The sequence below is a fragment of the Salinivibrio sp. EAGSL genome, from assembly GCF_013366455.1.
GTDB lineage: Bacteria > Pseudomonadota > Gammaproteobacteria > Enterobacterales > Vibrionaceae > Salinivibrio > Salinivibrio costicola.
Genome location: NZ_JABWMG010000014.1, coordinates 60,283 through 75,638 on the forward strand (window position 1 = coordinate 60,283; position 15,356 = coordinate 75,638).

The window sequence follows — 15,356 nt, forward strand, 5'->3', positions numbered from 1 at the left end:
GTGACAGACACTCGCGTTTCGTAAAGCGTAAACCGGTAAAAAATTGATCCCGCCACTTTTATACTTAGATATCCGGTATCCTGACAGTAACAGGGCAAATCACACCTTGGTTCACCAAACTGACGATGTCTTTTTCTCACTGACGATGCCTTTTAACGCAGGTTGGTGAGGAATCAGGCGTTCATTCGAATTTTCACACCTGACTAACACACAAACGCCACGATCTGCGCTAGGCTTTGCGACTTCTTCATTTCGTCAGGATAAAAAGACAGCATGAATCCAGTTGCCGGGCCTTTCCCTCGAGATACCTATCGTTTCCCAAAGGGCCGCTTTTCGATAGTGAGTGTTTACAGCTTTACCAGTGCCGCGATTGTGGCCTCAACGATTTTCTCGCTCCTTTTATTTCTCTCGCTTGATGACAACCCGTTAATGCAGTGGTTGTTTGGCGCGCTTGCTGTCATTTTTGAAGCAGGTAAGTTTTATGCTTGGTATGAGTTTGGCGAACGTCGTGCCCACGGTAACTATACTGGCGCCGCCTCGGCACTCGGTTTTTATCTCATTTTGGCTCTAATCTCGATTGGCGGTAGCATCGGCGGCATTAACAGTGCCACGAATGCAGCACAGAGTGAGCAGCAACAAGGCCAAGCCAAGGTCGCGGCTTATGACCGCCAAATTGAAGCAATTGAGCAGCAAATTGCACTGAATAACGAGGCCGCTGAACGGTATATTGAGCTAGATAGAATTGCGACGGGTGTTGCACGGCTGCAACGGGAAAACACCCAGTTGCGCAAAGAACAACAACAACTGGCATTAACGCGTGACAGTTTACCGGCGGTGGCTCAAGGCTCCGTTTTAGGACTCATCAGTAATCTCGCCAATACCTTAGGGGTGAGCACGGATCAGGCCCAATCTTGGCTGGTGATATTTCTTTCCGTATTATTAGATTTATTCGCGGCTTTTTTTGTTGGCGTCATCGGTGAGGAACAACGCTTTCGCCACTGGTACCATCACCCACACAGCGATCCTTTAAACGCGACTACACCTGCAACATCGAGCGAGACCCAGACGACCTCAGGCCAGGCAACCTCCTTGCCTGAAACGCCTAACGATGAGACGCTTGGGTTCCCCTACACCGATATAAAAACCGCACTTGCTGCCAAAACGATACGCTGTAGTAAAAAAGCGGTAAGCACTGAGTATGCGCTAAGCCAAGACACTGTCGATAATCTTTTTACTCAATTGCAAAAAGAGGGGCTCGTCGCCAAAAAACCTAACCATCATTATCATTGGGTCGGTTAGACTAGACGAAAAACACAACAAGAAGGTGACCTATGCATAACGCTGCACAAGAGCTGCATGCTCCCAAAGCATCGCTATGGCGCGCATTAGGCGATGTTAGTCCGCTTTGCCTCGCCGTTCTCCCGTGGGGAATTTTATGTGGCTCATTAGGGCTGCAAATGGGCTTTAGTGCCTTGCAAACACAGGCGATGTCATTACTCGTTTTCGCGGGTGCAGTGCAGTTGTCCGGCACCATGATGGTCGGCAGTGCGGCTGGCCTACCCGCCGTGTTGGGCTCTACTTTGGTGATCAGCGCACGCCACCTGTTATATGGCGCACACTTTCGTCAGTACATTACCCCTTTGCCTCTCAAGTGGCGCCTCGGCCTTGGCTTCTTATTAACTGACGAAATGTATGCACTTTCAACCGCACACACTCGCAAGCACGACAGGTTTTCTAAACATTATGCCCTTTATACCGGCGCGGCGTTTTACATCGGTTGGAATCTAGCCACCTTAGCGGGCATTTTGGCGGGGTCACAACTTAAAGCATTGGAGGCCATTGGGCTCGACTTTGCCATTGCGGCAACATTCATCGCGCTCACGGTACCCAGTATAAAAACACGGCCCGTTTTACTGTGCGCCTTAGCGAGCGGTTTAAGCATGTTGCTACTCACCTATTACCAGATCCCTCATGCGCTGATTATGGCAACCGGAATTGGCATGGCGTCGGGGTTGCTCGCTGAATCGCTACCCGCTAGGAGGATGACATCATGAACTACTGGTTAATGATCGTTGCCATGGCGTTGATCACCTTCTCCGTGCGCTACCTTCTGCTTGCACGCAGTGTACCTGTGCGCATCGGTCCTCGATTGCAACGGCTACTTACCTACTCAGCACCGGCGGTATTGACCGCGCTGTGGGTGCCGATTGTCTTCTTTCCCGAAGATAAACTGGCTATCTCTACTACCAACCCTTATTTGCTAGGCGCGATGGTTGCCATTGGCTTAGCGTGCACCCGTTTATCAACGTTATTAGTCGTCGGGATATCGATTGGCTTCTTTGTTGCCCTTCAGCTACAGGTGTTCGGCTAACGCATAGAAAAACAAAAGGCGGGAGCATTTACCCGCCTTTTTCATCATCTTCAATATATCTGTGATTCACATATGAACATCAGTTATTTTGAACACGTTGCTTTTGAACACCTTGCTTTTGAACACGTTGGTGTACGCGTGAGACGTGCACCAATCCTGTTAATTTGATACTCGGCTTGAGCAGAAGCTGCGCACTCCCGACGATAAAGAGCCAGGTGCCGCTTTCTATCAATGCATCATTGAGAAAAAAGAAGCTTCCAATCAAAAACCAGATCGCAATCAACAGGTCGTTAAATGCACCAAAGGCTTCATAACGACGCTGAATCGCAAAATGCTTATTACCAATATCAATATCCAGCTCTCGGCCATTACGCTGTATCATTTGCTTCCTCTGGACCTTGGTATTAATAATCGATGGCATTAACAGTCAATGTGTTGGCGTTTAATCCCCAGCATCGTCTGCACCATATTCAAGAAGAAGGTGACAGCACTCATGCCTAAAAACAACCATGCAAGAGGAATGAAGGCGAATAGCTCTTGTATCGAACTGTTTGCAGCTATTTGTGGTGTGGAAAGGTTGAAAGCGAGCAGGCAACCGATGCCGAGTAGAAAGAAGATAAAAGATGTACGAAAATGTCGCAGTAGGGTTAACATAAAACCTTTTTTAATTACTTCAGTACCCTTTGTGACTGACTACTGTCTCAGAAGTTCCCTGTTTTTTGCATTTTTTTCAAAAAAAAGCGTTCACCATGTTGGTACCAAGGTGAACGCTGGCCTACGTGATTAGCTTAACACCAATAAATCATCGAACCTACAGCTTGTAGGTCGAGACTTTGTCGTTCAGTTTGGTGGCTTGATGACGCAGATTATCCGCCTCTTGTGAGGTATCGTTAGCGCTGTGTACTAAGTGCTCAGACACATCCTTGATTGAGGTAATATTCTGTGTGATTTCACTCGTGACATGAGTCTGCTCTTCCGCTGCCGTGGCAATTTGCGTCGCCATATCACTGATCTGATTTACCGCCGCATCAATTTCACTCAGCGCCGCAGTAGCTTTATCAACATCAGCAACCGAATCGCCCGCCAGGGATGAACTGCTTTCCATGGTCGACACAGCGCTAGCAGTCGTGGTTTGCAAGGTCTCGATCGTTGATTTGATTTCTTCTGTGGAGGCGTGTGTACGTTGCGATAAGATACGAACTTCGTCGGCTACCACCGCAAAACCGCGACCTTGTTCACCCGCACGTGCCGCCTCGATCGCCGCATTCAACGCCAACAGATTGGTTTGCTCGGCAATACCTTGAATGGTCGATAATACGGTTGAAATCTCTTGCGAGTGTTTGTCCAACTCGGCAACGATGGTGCTCGCCTGCTTGAGTTCATCCGATAAGCGTGTGATCGATATTTTGGTATTTTCAACCACCGCACGCCCGTTATCGGTACTTTCCGTCGACGCTTGCGCTGTGCTGGCCGTGTGCTCCGCGTGAGAAGCAATCTCTTGCGTGGCGGAGGCCAGTTCAGTAACCGCCGTGGCCACCATAGTGACTTCTTGTTGCTGTTGATTAATATCATCTACGTTACGGCGAGCGCGTTCAGTACTGCTATCTGATTGCGAGGTCAACTGCTGCGCTTGTTCACGAATATGGCTGATGAGCTGATGCATACTGCCAACGAAAGTGTTGAAGTTTTTTGCCAACTGCCCCACTTCATCGTCGCTTTCTACCTCAATCCGTTGCGTAAGATCACCGCTACCATGAGCAATTTGCTCCAACGCGTTAGAAACATTGGTTAACGGCCTAAACAGTATATTAACCAGTAAGTTAAATAACAGCGTACATGCAATAACAACCGCAATAGTGACCGCAATTTGTCCCCACACTGCATCAAACAGTGGTGCCACTAAGGAGTCGTAATTAATGACGGTCACTGTGATCAAGTCGGTATCTTTGATCGCTTTTGCGTAAACGACACTTTCAGCGCCGCCTACCTCAGCGGTGACACTCCCACCGGAATTCATCGCCGATTTTATCGTATTAAACGATAACCCTAGTTCACTGATGGATTGATTAAGCAGATCGGTGTTCGCATGCGTAAAAACATTGCCATCCTGGTTGGCAATAAACATATAACCACTACCAGGCAAAATAACTTTCTCCAAGCCCTCGATGATATCGCCAATCTCTACATCTGCGCCCAACACCAAGGTTTGCCCATTAAACTGCAATGCCTTACCCAATGAGACAACATTCGCCCCCGTTGCTGCAGCTACCGTTGGATTATCCATAAACACATTAGACGGCGAAGCCTTGGCATTGGTGTACCAGCCCCATTTTCTAGGGTCGTCATTACCCGGCGGCAACACCACCCCATTGGCATTATCTTGGCTACCGTCCGGATACGCGAGAAAGACATTATCAAATCCGCCCGAATCGCGAACCTGTTTGAGGTGAGTAACCATGTTGTCTGGATCCGCTTCGCGGGTCAGTGATGTCATGGCTCGCTCTTTGGATGCCACCCAATCCGACACATACTGATTATACGACGCTGTTGTACTCTCTAGTCGTTGCGCCACTTCTGTATCGAGTCGCGACAAAGAGGCTCTAAAAGAAAGCGCCTCGACCAGAAAGCCACCGATAATAATGGCAAGCCCGGCAGAGACCGCCAGCTTGTGCTTGAGGGAAAGTTTTTTAAACATAACTGCCTTGTTAGTCCGTCATAATGTGTTAATTATAATTTCAGTAAAACAGTGTTCCTGACGCCCGGCAAAATGGGCGCCAAACAACTGATAGGTCCATCACAACATTTTTGTGAAAGGGTTACTCAGTCTGTTGTTAACTGGCTATAAAACAGACCACATGCTGCAACAAACCTAAGCTTACGGTCACTGTTATTGTATCGCACTCACAGCTTAACAGGCATGGTAGCGGGTTGCCTGCGCCAGATCAGATAAATGTAACAAGCTGAAAAGTTGAATATTACGTTCAACATCCAAATCCTCATTCTCACCTCGCAACTTTTAATGACCTACACTACGCTTTAACTAATTGAGATAAACGCTAATAGGGGCGAATTGAATGGACTTGTTTGCAGATCAACGTGACGGCGCAGCGCCCAAGTCTACTGACACAAATACAGCGTCGGCGGCAACGCCATGGCGTATACTGCTGATTGATGACGATGATCTGATGCATGAAGTGACACGGCTAGCGCTGACAGGGTTCACTTTTCAAGGACGCCCGCTAGAGCTGCTTTCTGCCTTATCAGGTCAGGAAGCAAAAGAGATTTTACAGCGAGAGCAGGACATTGCCTTAGCGCTTGTCGATGTGGTGATGGAAACCGAACATGCTGGACTTGACCTGGTACGCTATATCCGTAACGAAATGAACGATCATGTTATTCGGCTAGTGCTACGCACAGGTCAAGCGGGACAGGCACCAGAAGATAGCGTAATTCGAGACTATGACATTGATGACTACAAAGAAAAAACCGAGCTGACGACACAAAAGCTGAAAACCTTACTCTACTCGATGCTCCGCTCGTATCGCGATCTATGTACGATAGAAGAACAAAAGCAAGGCCTTAAGCGCGTGATTGAGGCATCAGCCAATGTACAGAACACCACGAATCTGCAACATTACGCCACCGCGGTGTTAGAACAGCTTACCTCACTGCTTCATATTCACGATTCTGCCTTTTATTGCGTGGTACAACCACGCCCAGGCGCCGAAGAAACAAGAGCGTTAACCCTCGCCGCGACCGGTGAATATGTGGACTGCTATACCGAGTGCGCGTTTGAAAAACTGCCTCCTATTGTATCAGCTCGATGCAAACAAGCCCTCGAAACTCGGACGAGTATTCAGTTTGATGATGGGTTTGTTCTATTCCATCGTGATGATGAGGATGTCGAATTTCTGTTGTACGTCAACCACGCGAAAACTCTTTCGGAATTAGATCAGCATTTACTCAAAATCTATATGCAGAACATTGGTTTAACCTTTGAGAATCTCAGCCTCATGGTGGATCTTCGCGAAACCTCCAAAGAGTTGGTGTACAACCTTGCCAATGCCGTTGAAGCGCGGAGTAAAGAAACCGGCGCTCATGTACAACGTGTGTCTTTATTTTGTGAAAAACTGGGCGAGCTGTATGGGCTGGATGAACAAAAAACGATGCTGATGAAACATAGCTCACCGCTGCATGATGTGGGTAAAGTCGCCATTCCTGACGCGATTTTACATAAACCCGGTAAGCTCAATGCAGAAGAGTGGGACATCATGAAAAAACACGTTGAATATGGCGTAGAAATACTGAGCCACTCAAAGCGACGATTAATCTTAGAAGCCAAGGAAATAGCAGCCACACATCATGAAAAGTGGGACGGCAGTGGCTATCCTAACCAGCTAGCCGCAGAGGCAATCCCGATTAGCGGGCGCATTTCAGCTTTGGCCGATGTATTTGATGCGCTAGGGTCTAAACGGTCTTACAAAGAAGCGTGGACAGATGACGATATCCGTCATGAGTTATTCGCGCAACGCGGCAAACATTTTGAACCTAAGCTCGTCGATTTACTCCTTGAGCATTGGGATGACTTCGTTGCCATTAGGGAAGCGTACCCAGATTGAATTGAAGATTTACATTTAGATTTTTCTCTTAATCATCATTACAGCGCGCCAGTCTATCTATGACCCGAAGCCATAAATTCGATGACAGCATTCGTAACCCTTTCTTCAGCCTGGTAGGCCGACGCATTCTGCTGATTATGGTTTGTCTCAGCGGTTTTTTCACGCTATTGACCACAGTGTTGCAGAGCTATTGGCAGTATGATGAAGCCTTTAGTCAAGTAGAAAATCGCCATGATGAAATTGAGCATATCCACGCCGAATTAATCGCGAGCTCACTGTGGATTTACGATCTCACCAGTGTTCAAGAGCGAATCGATGGATTAGTCAACCTTCCTCATGTTGACTACCTAGCCATACGGTCCGAAAACTATCTTTTTGAGGCAGGCAAGCCAGTCGACCTGAAAAAGATGGTGAATGAGTACCCACTGGAATATGATGACCCAGATACAGGTAAAACGCAGCGCGTCGGTACCGTCTATGTTGAGTCAAATATCCAGACCATCTATACCGAATTGACGCAGCGTTTTTTTATTACCTTGCTACTCAACCTCATAAAAACCTTGCTGGTTTGCTTCTTCATTCTCTTAGTCTTTCATTATACCGTCAGTCAAAGAGTCTTTAAAATTGCTCAATTTCTTCGCCACTACAACCCACTCGATCCCAAGGACGACAAACTCATTTTGCCGCGAAAACGCTTCATTATGGAAAGAGAGGATGAGCTCGACTGGCTTGCCGACGAAGCCAATAAAATCACCAATAATATGTCAACGCTTTACCGTAATATTATGTTAGAGCGTGAGCGGCTATCGGACTTTACCCATGTATCTTCTGACTGGCTCTGGGAAACCGATGCCGATCTCAAGCTCACTTTTTGTTCTGAGCCAATGCGACAAGCATTCGGTTTAGGGGCCAATCGCTTTCCCAACCTCAAAGACTTAGTGCATGGCATTGGCTGTCAGCAATTTGTGACTTATCTTAATCATCAACAAGACTTTGCCATGTGTGAAGAAACCATCCCATTCGGAGAGCAAAGCCGTTATTTTGTATTTCAAGCGATCGCCCATCATGGTGTGAATGGCTTTCGGGGGTTTCGTGGTACCGGCATTGATATCACTGAGCTTAAAGCCGCGCAATTTGAACTGGAAGCATTGAACCAAAATCTAGAGTTAACGGTGGATGAGCGAACTAGAGAGCTGCAAGAAAGTATGGAACACCTAACAGCGGCGCAAGAGCAGTTAGTTGAGTCAGAGAAACTGGCCGCGTTAGGCAGCTTAGTCGCCGGCGTTGCACATGAAGTTAATACCCCGTTGGGGATCGCGGTTACCGCCTCCTCGGTTGTTCAAGACGTCACCAAAACGCTCAATCAAGCATTTGAAAACCAAACCCTGACCAGCACGCAGTTTGCTTCTTTAATGAAGCAGGCGAATGAGAGCATACAAATGCTCGAGCATAACCTAACACGTGCCACACGTCTTATTCGCGACTTTAAACAAACCGCGGTCGATCAAGTCTCTGAAGCACTCACTGAATTCGATGTCAAACAAACCTTAGATGCATTGATTGCTAGCCTGCACCCAGAAACGCGTAAAGTCCCAGTGACGCCGCAGGTTGTAGGTGATAACAATATACGGATGTACAGTTTACCTGGTGTGATCACTCAAATTATCTCAAACCTTGTCATGAACAGTATCAATCATGCTTTTGAAGATACTCAATCGCCTGAAATCATTATTGAATTTGAAACACAAGACGACCATCTGTACCTCTGTTATCAGGACAACGGATGTGGTATTGATCCCGCTCTACATCATCGTATCTTTGAACCTTTTTATACCACTAAACGCGGACGGGGCGGATCAGGCCTAGGGCTGAATCTGGTATTTAATTTGGTTAGGCAAAAGTTAGAAGGCGAGCTTCAATTTGAATCAGAGCCAGGAAAAGGCGCTAAATTTATGTTTTTAATCCCTTTGAGCTTATCGACTCGCAGCTCGCGAAACGTAAGCAAAGACAAGCACTAAGGCGATAAAAAGAGCATGGGAAAGCTGCAAAAATTTGAACAAGGGTTAAGTCATCCACTGTTTAGCATTGTTGGACGGCGGATCATTTTATTGATGGTGCTTCTCAGTGGCGTTTTCACCATCATGACAACGCTCTTGCAACTATCATGGGACTATGAAGAGGCGTTCAATAACGTTGATAAACGCCAATATGAAATCAAGAATGTACATGCAGATCTGCTTGCATCCTCACTCTGGGTCTTTGATCTGGTCAGTGCGCAGAACCGCCTCAACGGCCTGGTTAATTTACCCTATATTGATTACCTATCCGTTGAGTTTGATGAGGTTGTTTTAGATGCCGGTCAACCCAACACACAAAGTACGGTCACGAGCGAAACAGTGCTCACTTACGTGCACCCAGACACCGAGCGTCGTATCGAGCTCGGGGTTTTAAAGATTGAATCAGACACACAAAAAATCTATGACGTGTTACTACAACAATTTTTAGTCACGCTGCTTCTTAATGGCGTTAAAACACTAATTGTCTGCGCGTTAATCCTGTGGGTATTTCACCAAAGTGTCAGCCAGCGAGTATTCGCCATCGCCAAGCATTTACGTCAGTTTGATCCGTTAGCACCGACTCATGAGCCGCTAAACCTAAAACATCGCAAGTTTATCATGGAGAAAAATGACGAACTGGACTGGCTCGCTGACGAAACCAATAAAATCACCTTACGGATAAGTAACCTTTATCAAAATATTATCTTAGAGCAACAACGGTTAGCGGACTTTACTAACGCTGCGTCAGACTGGCTTTGGGAAACCGACGCGACACAGCGACTCACCTTTTGTTCAGAAGCAATGCAGTCTGCGTTGGCTATTTCCATTGAGTCCCCTACAAAAATAAAAGCGGTTCCAGCACTTATTCATTGCGCGTCGCTGCTAAACAAAATGGATGCCTGTGAAAGCTTCACCATGTGTGAGGAGCATATCACCCTCGACGGCAATACCCATTATTTTGTTTTCCAAGGCGTCGCGCATTTTAACGGTCAAGGCTTCGTCGGTTTTCGAGGGACAGCAATTGATATTACCGAGCTAAAGCAAACACAGTTTGAGCTAGAAAAACTGAATCAAACCTTGGAGGCTACCGTCGAAACGCGGACTCAAGATTTAGAACACAGTATGGCCCATCTCAAAGCGGCACAGAATCAGTTGGTCGAATCAGAAAAACTCGCGGCGCTCGGACGTTTAGTCGCCGGTGTCGCCCACGAGGTCAATACACCACTTGGGATAGCCGTAACCGCCAACTCAGTCATTAAAGAGGCCGTTTCACGCTTGAATACCGCGTTCGAGCAGCAAACGCTAACCAGCCAACAATACACAGAATGGATGCAACAAATCACAGACGGCACTGGCATGCTAGAAAATAACCTCAATCGTGCCGCCCGATTGATTCGAGATTTTAAACAAACCGCAGTCGACCAAGTCTCTGAGAGCCGCAGTCAATTCCGCCCTGTACAAACCCTGGATGCGCTCGTAGGGAGCCTGCATCCTGAAACGAAAAAAGTCCCAGTGACACCTGTTGTCGAGGGCGATGCGGAACTACTGATGAATAGCTTGCCGGGCGTATTAACGCAAGTCATTTCAAACTTAGTGATGAACAGCGTTCGCCATGCCTTTGAAGGGGTAAGCAATCCGAATATCCACATCAAAGTGATAGACCATAACGACGAGGTTGACATCGTATATACTGACAATGGTGTGGGGGTGCCTCCCGACTTACATCAACGCATTTTTGAGCCCTTTTATACGAGCAAGCGCGGCAAAGGAGGATCAGGATTGGGACTGAACCTTGTTTTTAATTTGGTGTATCAAAAGCTGCAAGGCCAGCTCAAATTTGACTCTGACGTTAACCAAGGCGTGGCGGTCACATTAACGTTACCCAAGTTTCTTCAAGCATCTCCCCATTTGGAAGACACAGAGACAAAAAATGGCGGGGCTGTAAACGAGTAAAGAGCCAGCATGGCTGGCTCTTGGTGATTAACGCCTAACGCAGACCGAATTTAAGCCAGCGCCGCGTCTTCTTCCGGTGCGGAGGCATGCTCAGGAAGATAGCGGTAGTATTCCGCATCTTTCGCCGGCGAAAGCGTGTGGCCCATGATCATATCAGCGGCCTTTTCTGCCACCATAATCGTCGGCGCATACAGGTTACCATTGGTGATCGCCGGGAACACGGAGGCATCCACCACACGCAAGTTATTCACGCCATGGACGTTCAGCGATTCATCCACCACGGCCATTTCGTCACTTTCAAGGCCCATCTTACATGTGCAGCTTGGGTGATAGGCACTTTCCCCTTCTCGAGCCACAAAGTCGAGGATCTCCTGATCCGTCTGTGCCTCGCTGCCCGGCGAAAGCTCTTTGCCACGTAAATGATCAAAAGCCGGCTGGGCGATGATATCGCGAGAGACACGGATCGCTTCCACCCACTCTTTACGCTCTTGTGGCGTTGAAAGGTAGTTAAAGAAGATCTCTGGCTTCTCATCCGGGTTGGTACTACGAATTTTGACATGGCCACGCACATCGGTATTCATCGGCCCAACGTGTAACTGGAAGCCATGTCCTTTGTTCGGTGCCGAACCATCATAACGGATCGCCAACGGCAAAAAGTGGAACTGTAAATTCGGGTAGGCGACTTCGTCGTTACCGCGCACAAATCCACCCGCTTCAAAGTGGTTAGTCGCGGCAGCACCTTTACGACGGAAAAGCCAATCAAAACCAATTTTAGGCTGATTGTGAAACTTAAGCGCGGGATACATGCTGACCGGCTCTTTACATTCGTACTGCACATACAGCTCTAAGTGATCTTGTAAGTTTTCTCCCACGCCTGGCAAATGATGCACTGGTTTGATACCTAAGTTTTTCAGCGTATTCTCATCACCTACACCGGATAATTGTAAGAGCTTGGGTGAGTTAATCGCGCCGCCGCAGCTGATAATTTCAGCTCCATAAGCGGTTTTTTTGCGACCCCACTTACGGTATTCCACCCCAATCGCGGTTTTACCTTCAAACACGATCTTATCGGTCGTTGCCCCTGTCAGTACTGTCAGATTTTTACGGTTCATGACCGGGTGTAAATACGCCCGGGCAGCACTGTGACGACGGCCGCGATAGATATTTGATCAAAATACCAAAGCCTTCTTGCTGATAACCATTCACGTCGTCAGTCAATGGATAGCCCGCTTGTTGCGTCGCGTCAAAGAACGCACTAAACAGAGGGTTATCACATTGTGCGGTTTCAATCGCCAGCGGACCATTGTTGCCATGATAGTCATCTTGGCCTTTTAATCGCGTCTCACACTTGCGGAAATACGGTAAGCAATGGGCATAATCCCATTTTTTCAGCCCGTGATCGTTGGCCCACTTTTCATAATCCAACGCATTACCACGAATATAAATCATGCCATTAATACTACTGCTACCACCCAGCACTTTACCGCGCGGCTGCGCAATGCGGCGATTATGCATATTCGGTTCGGGCTCGGATTCATAGAGCCAGTTATAGGTGCTATCTGTTAGCAAATAGGTTAACGCCGCAGGCATGTGAATACGAAAATCAATTCGATAGTCAGGGCGTCCCGCCTCGAGTAACAGCACCTTGTTATCTGGATTGGCACTTAAACGATTCGCCAGTACGCAGCCTGCCGAGCCTGCACCAACAATGATGTAGTCGTAATTTTGTTGCTGTCCCATAAAACCTCCAGTTTTTGTCCTTCCCGCGCGCAGGGGCATAAGCCCGAAATAATCGCAACACGGGTGATGGGTATGATTGTGTAGAGGTTTCCTTTTTGATGATTTTTATAATTCGCTTGATACTTGTGCATCAATGCATTGTTGTAGCAACCGATAATGGTGGCTAATCGTTGCTTGTGCCTTAAACGGCTCCGCAGCGATAATGTGGTTAACGGTCTGTTGCCAGTTTTCCACTGTAAGACGACGGTAATCCGTCGCCTGATAAAGCGCATAGTCGTGTGAGCTAAACCCTTGCTGTATCGCATGCATCACCCACTCAAAAATCGGATTTCCCGACATGGTAGCAATCAACAAGTTCAGTGCTCGGTCGAGCTCCCCTAAGCGAGCGAGATCGGGCTCATCATCTTTAGCAAGTGCCGCAAGCTCGGCGACCTTATCGTTTAACTGTTGCTTTTGTTCTATTGTTCCACGACTGATCGCGAGCAGTACTAAGCTGTGATCGACGGTTTCACGAAATTCCGCCACTTTGTCTGCTTTGACGTGATTTTGTTTTAAGAACAATGCCAGTGACTCGCTAATATTGTGCACGTCAACCTGGCGGACAACCGCTCCACCTTTTTGCCCTTTACGAATTTCAATCAAGCCTTTTTGTTTGAGTGATTGAATCGCCTCGCGTACCACTCCACGCCCCGTCCCAAACTGTTGCTGTAGCTCACGTTCACTGGGTAACTTGTCTCCCGGCTTCAGCGCTTCCGATAAAATCGCAGATTCGATCTGCAAGGCAACGTCTTCACTGGCACGTCCCATTTGTACCGGATGAAACAGACTGGTTGTGGATGCTATCATGATGGCCCTCGCTTTTGGTCCTACCAAACTAGCAAAATTATCGTAATATCGTCAAATTTATCTTTAAAAACCTCTTTTGGTAGTACCTTAACGATGAGCTTGGCGATTAAACCTCGATATTTGGGGTTGGGTCTTGAATAGAGAGTAGTCAGTGACTATCATCACGTTTTTTATTTATAAAGGAGAGTTGCCATGCGCATGACGCCGCCCTAGTCGTTCCCGCCTTATTTTTTCACCTTGTATAATCATATTCCTTTAAAAGACTGAGACTGTTCATGATTGAAACGATGAAACGTGATTGGTTCTCCAATCTGCGTGGTGACGTGCTGGCTGGCATTGTGGTAGCTCTAGCGTTAATTCCAGAAGCGATTGCTTTTTCTATTATTGCGGGTGTCGACCCAAAAGTGGGGCTGTATGCCTCATTCAGTATTGCAGTGATTATTGCCTTTGTCGGTGGCCGACCTGGGATGATCTCTGCGGCAACCGGCGCCATGGCGTTACTGATGGTGACACTGGTTAAAGAGCACGGCCTTGAATATTTATTGGCCGCCACCGTACTAACGGGTGTTTTGCAGATTCTAGCCGGTTACCTCAAGCTCGGCGATCTCATGCGCTTTGTATCACGCTCGGTGGTCACTGGATTTGTTAACGCCCTTGCGATCCTCATTTTTATGGCCCAGTTACCCGAGCTCACTGATGTGACGTGGCACGTGTATGCCATGACGCTGGCAGGATTAGCCATTATCTATTTGTTCCCATACGTTCCTGTGGTCGGTAAATTATTGCCATCGCCATTGGTGTGTATTTTGGTCCTAACAACGCTTGCCATTAGCGTTGGGTTAGATATTCGGACTGTGGGTGATATGGGCGAGCTGCCAGATACCTTACCGGTGTTTTTATGGCCCGATGTGCCGCTTAACCTTGAAACCTTGATGATTATCTTCCCGTACTCAGCGGGACTAGCGGTAGTCGGTTTGCTCGAATCGATGATGACCGCTACCATTGTGGACGATTTGACCGACACCGGCAGTGACAAAAACCGCGAGTGTAAAGGCCAAGGTATCGCGAATATTGCCACCGGCTTTATTGGTGGTATGGCCGGTTGTGCGATGATTGGTCAATCGATCATTAACATCAAATCCGGCGGTCGTTCACGCTTATCCACCCTGTGTGCCGGTACACTTCTGTTGATCATGGTGGTGTTTTTAAGCGACTGGATTAAGTTGATCCCCATGGCGGCCCTAGTGGCGGTGATGATCATGGTCTCGATTGGGACATTCTCGTGGAGCTCTATCAAAGATCTTAAAACCCATCCTTTATCGACCAATATTGTGATGGTCACCACCGTGATTGTGGTGGTGGCAACCCATAACTTAGCCATTGGTGTTTTGGTCGGTGTGTTATTGGCATCCTTGTTCTTTGCCAATAAAATTGGTCGCTTTATGGTGGTTAAAAGCGAGCAAACCCAAGCTGACGAGCGTACCTATCGCGTTGTTGGGCAGGTCTTTTTTGCCTCTTCCGAGCAGTTCATTGAATCGTTTGATTTAAAAGAAGCCGTTGAACGCGTCACCATTGATCTCTCTGATGCGCACTTTTGGGATGTTACTGCCGTCTCATCGCTCGACCGCGTGGTGATTAAATTCCGCCGTGAAGGCACCGAGGTGAATTTAGTGGGCATGAATGAAGCAACGGCCACCATTGTGGACAAATTTGGCGTCCATGATAATCCGGAAGAAGTAGAAAAAATGATGGGTGGACACTAAGGAGCGC

The 15,356-nt window shown here is 47.6% G+C and carries 13 protein-coding genes; 7 read left to right on the forward strand and 6 right to left on the reverse strand.

Annotation, left to right across the window (positions count from 1 at the left end; all coding sequences use genetic code 11):
- Positions 1-273 precede the first annotated feature (273 nt).
- From HLG76_RS10095 to HLG76_RS10105, 3 genes are read left to right on the forward strand one after another with little or no spacing between them, the layout of a single operon-like run.
- Positions 274-1,299 carry a Preprotein translocase subunit SecY gene (locus tag HLG76_RS10095; protein ID WP_175993587.1) on the forward strand — a complete coding sequence of 342 codons (1,026 nt, stop codon included), beginning with the start codon at positions 274-276 and terminating at the stop codon, positions 1,297-1,299.
- A gap of 32 nt (positions 1,300-1,331) precedes the next feature.
- Entirely contained in the window at positions 1,332-2,054 is a 723-nt protein-coding gene (locus tag HLG76_RS10100) for an AzlC family ABC transporter permease (protein ID WP_077461281.1), read from the forward strand.
- Complete coding sequence (locus HLG76_RS10105) at positions 2,051-2,371, forward strand: AzlD domain-containing protein (protein WP_021022769.1); 321 nt, start codon at positions 2,051-2,053, stop codon at positions 2,369-2,371. Before HLG76_RS10100 ends, HLG76_RS10105 begins: the two co-directional genes overlap by 4 nt.
- Before the next feature lie 79 nt (positions 2,372-2,450).
- Here HLG76_RS10105 and HLG76_RS10110 read toward each other — a convergent pair whose 3' ends face one another.
- From HLG76_RS10110 to HLG76_RS10120, 3 genes are all read right to left on the reverse strand, one after another.
- The gene (locus HLG76_RS10110) at positions 2,451-2,753 is read right to left on the reverse strand and encodes a YrhK family protein (RefSeq protein ID WP_175993588.1); all 303 of its coding nucleotides are present in this window, start codon (positions 2,751-2,753) and stop codon (positions 2,451-2,453) included.
- A 38-nt stretch (positions 2,754-2,791) separates the two neighbouring features.
- Positions 2,792-3,025 carry a DUF3955 domain-containing protein gene (locus HLG76_RS15200; protein WP_021022767.1) on the reverse strand — a complete coding sequence of 78 codons (234 nt, stop codon included), beginning with the start codon at positions 3,023-3,025 and terminating at the stop codon, positions 2,792-2,794.
- A gap of 157 nt (positions 3,026-3,182) precedes the next feature.
- Positions 3,183-5,066 (reverse strand): methyl-accepting chemotaxis protein, encoded by a 1,884-nt coding sequence (locus HLG76_RS10120; RefSeq protein ID WP_175993589.1) that lies wholly within the window; start codon positions 5,064-5,066, stop codon positions 3,183-3,185.
- A gap of 379 nt (positions 5,067-5,445) precedes the next feature.
- Between HLG76_RS10120 and HLG76_RS10125 the strand changes: the two genes are divergently transcribed.
- The 3 genes from HLG76_RS10125 to HLG76_RS10135 are packed head-to-tail and all read left to right on the forward strand — an operon-like array spanning position 5,446 to position 11,000.
- Positions 5,446-6,990 carry a DUF3369 domain-containing protein gene (locus tag HLG76_RS10125; protein WP_077461278.1) on the forward strand — a complete coding sequence of 515 codons (1,545 nt, stop codon included), beginning with the start codon at positions 5,446-5,448 and terminating at the stop codon, positions 6,988-6,990.
- A gap of 59 nt (positions 6,991-7,049) precedes the next feature.
- Positions 7,050-9,008 carry an ATP-binding protein gene (locus tag HLG76_RS10130; RefSeq protein ID WP_175993590.1) on the forward strand — a complete coding sequence of 653 codons (1,959 nt, stop codon included), beginning with the start codon at positions 7,050-7,052 and terminating at the stop codon, positions 9,006-9,008.
- Between the two features lie 15 nt (positions 9,009-9,023).
- Positions 9,024-11,000, forward strand: a complete 1,977-nt coding sequence (locus tag HLG76_RS10135) for an ATP-binding protein (protein WP_175993591.1) — start codon at positions 9,024-9,026, stop codon at positions 10,998-11,000.
- A gap of 50 nt (positions 11,001-11,050) precedes the next feature.
- On the opposite strand, the gene HLG76_RS14805 is transcribed toward HLG76_RS10135, so the two are convergent.
- The 3 genes from HLG76_RS14805 to HLG76_RS10145 form a co-directional block, all read right to left on the reverse strand.
- Positions 11,051-12,112: a GMC oxidoreductase gene (locus HLG76_RS14805; RefSeq protein WP_217706548.1), complete on the reverse strand. Its 1,062-nt coding sequence runs from the start codon at positions 12,110-12,112 to the stop codon at positions 11,051-11,053.
- Positions 12,102-12,740, reverse strand: coding sequence for a GMC family oxidoreductase N-terminal domain-containing protein (locus tag HLG76_RS14810; RefSeq protein WP_217706549.1), 639 nt, complete (start codon positions 12,738-12,740; stop codon positions 12,102-12,104). Before HLG76_RS14810 ends, HLG76_RS14805 begins: the two co-directional genes overlap by 11 nt.
- 105 nt (positions 12,741-12,845) lie before the next feature.
- On the reverse strand, positions 12,846-13,586 hold the full coding sequence (locus tag HLG76_RS10145; RefSeq protein WP_175993592.1) for a FadR/GntR family transcriptional regulator: 741 nt from the start codon (positions 13,584-13,586) through the stop codon (positions 12,846-12,848).
- Positions 13,587-13,861: 275 nt separating this feature from the next.
- Here HLG76_RS10145 and HLG76_RS10150 point away from each other — a divergent pair, with 275 nt between their 5' ends.
- Entirely contained in the window at positions 13,862-15,349 is a 1,488-nt protein-coding gene (locus HLG76_RS10150; RefSeq protein WP_175993593.1) for a SulP family inorganic anion transporter, read from the forward strand.
- Positions 15,350-15,356 lie beyond the last annotated feature (7 nt).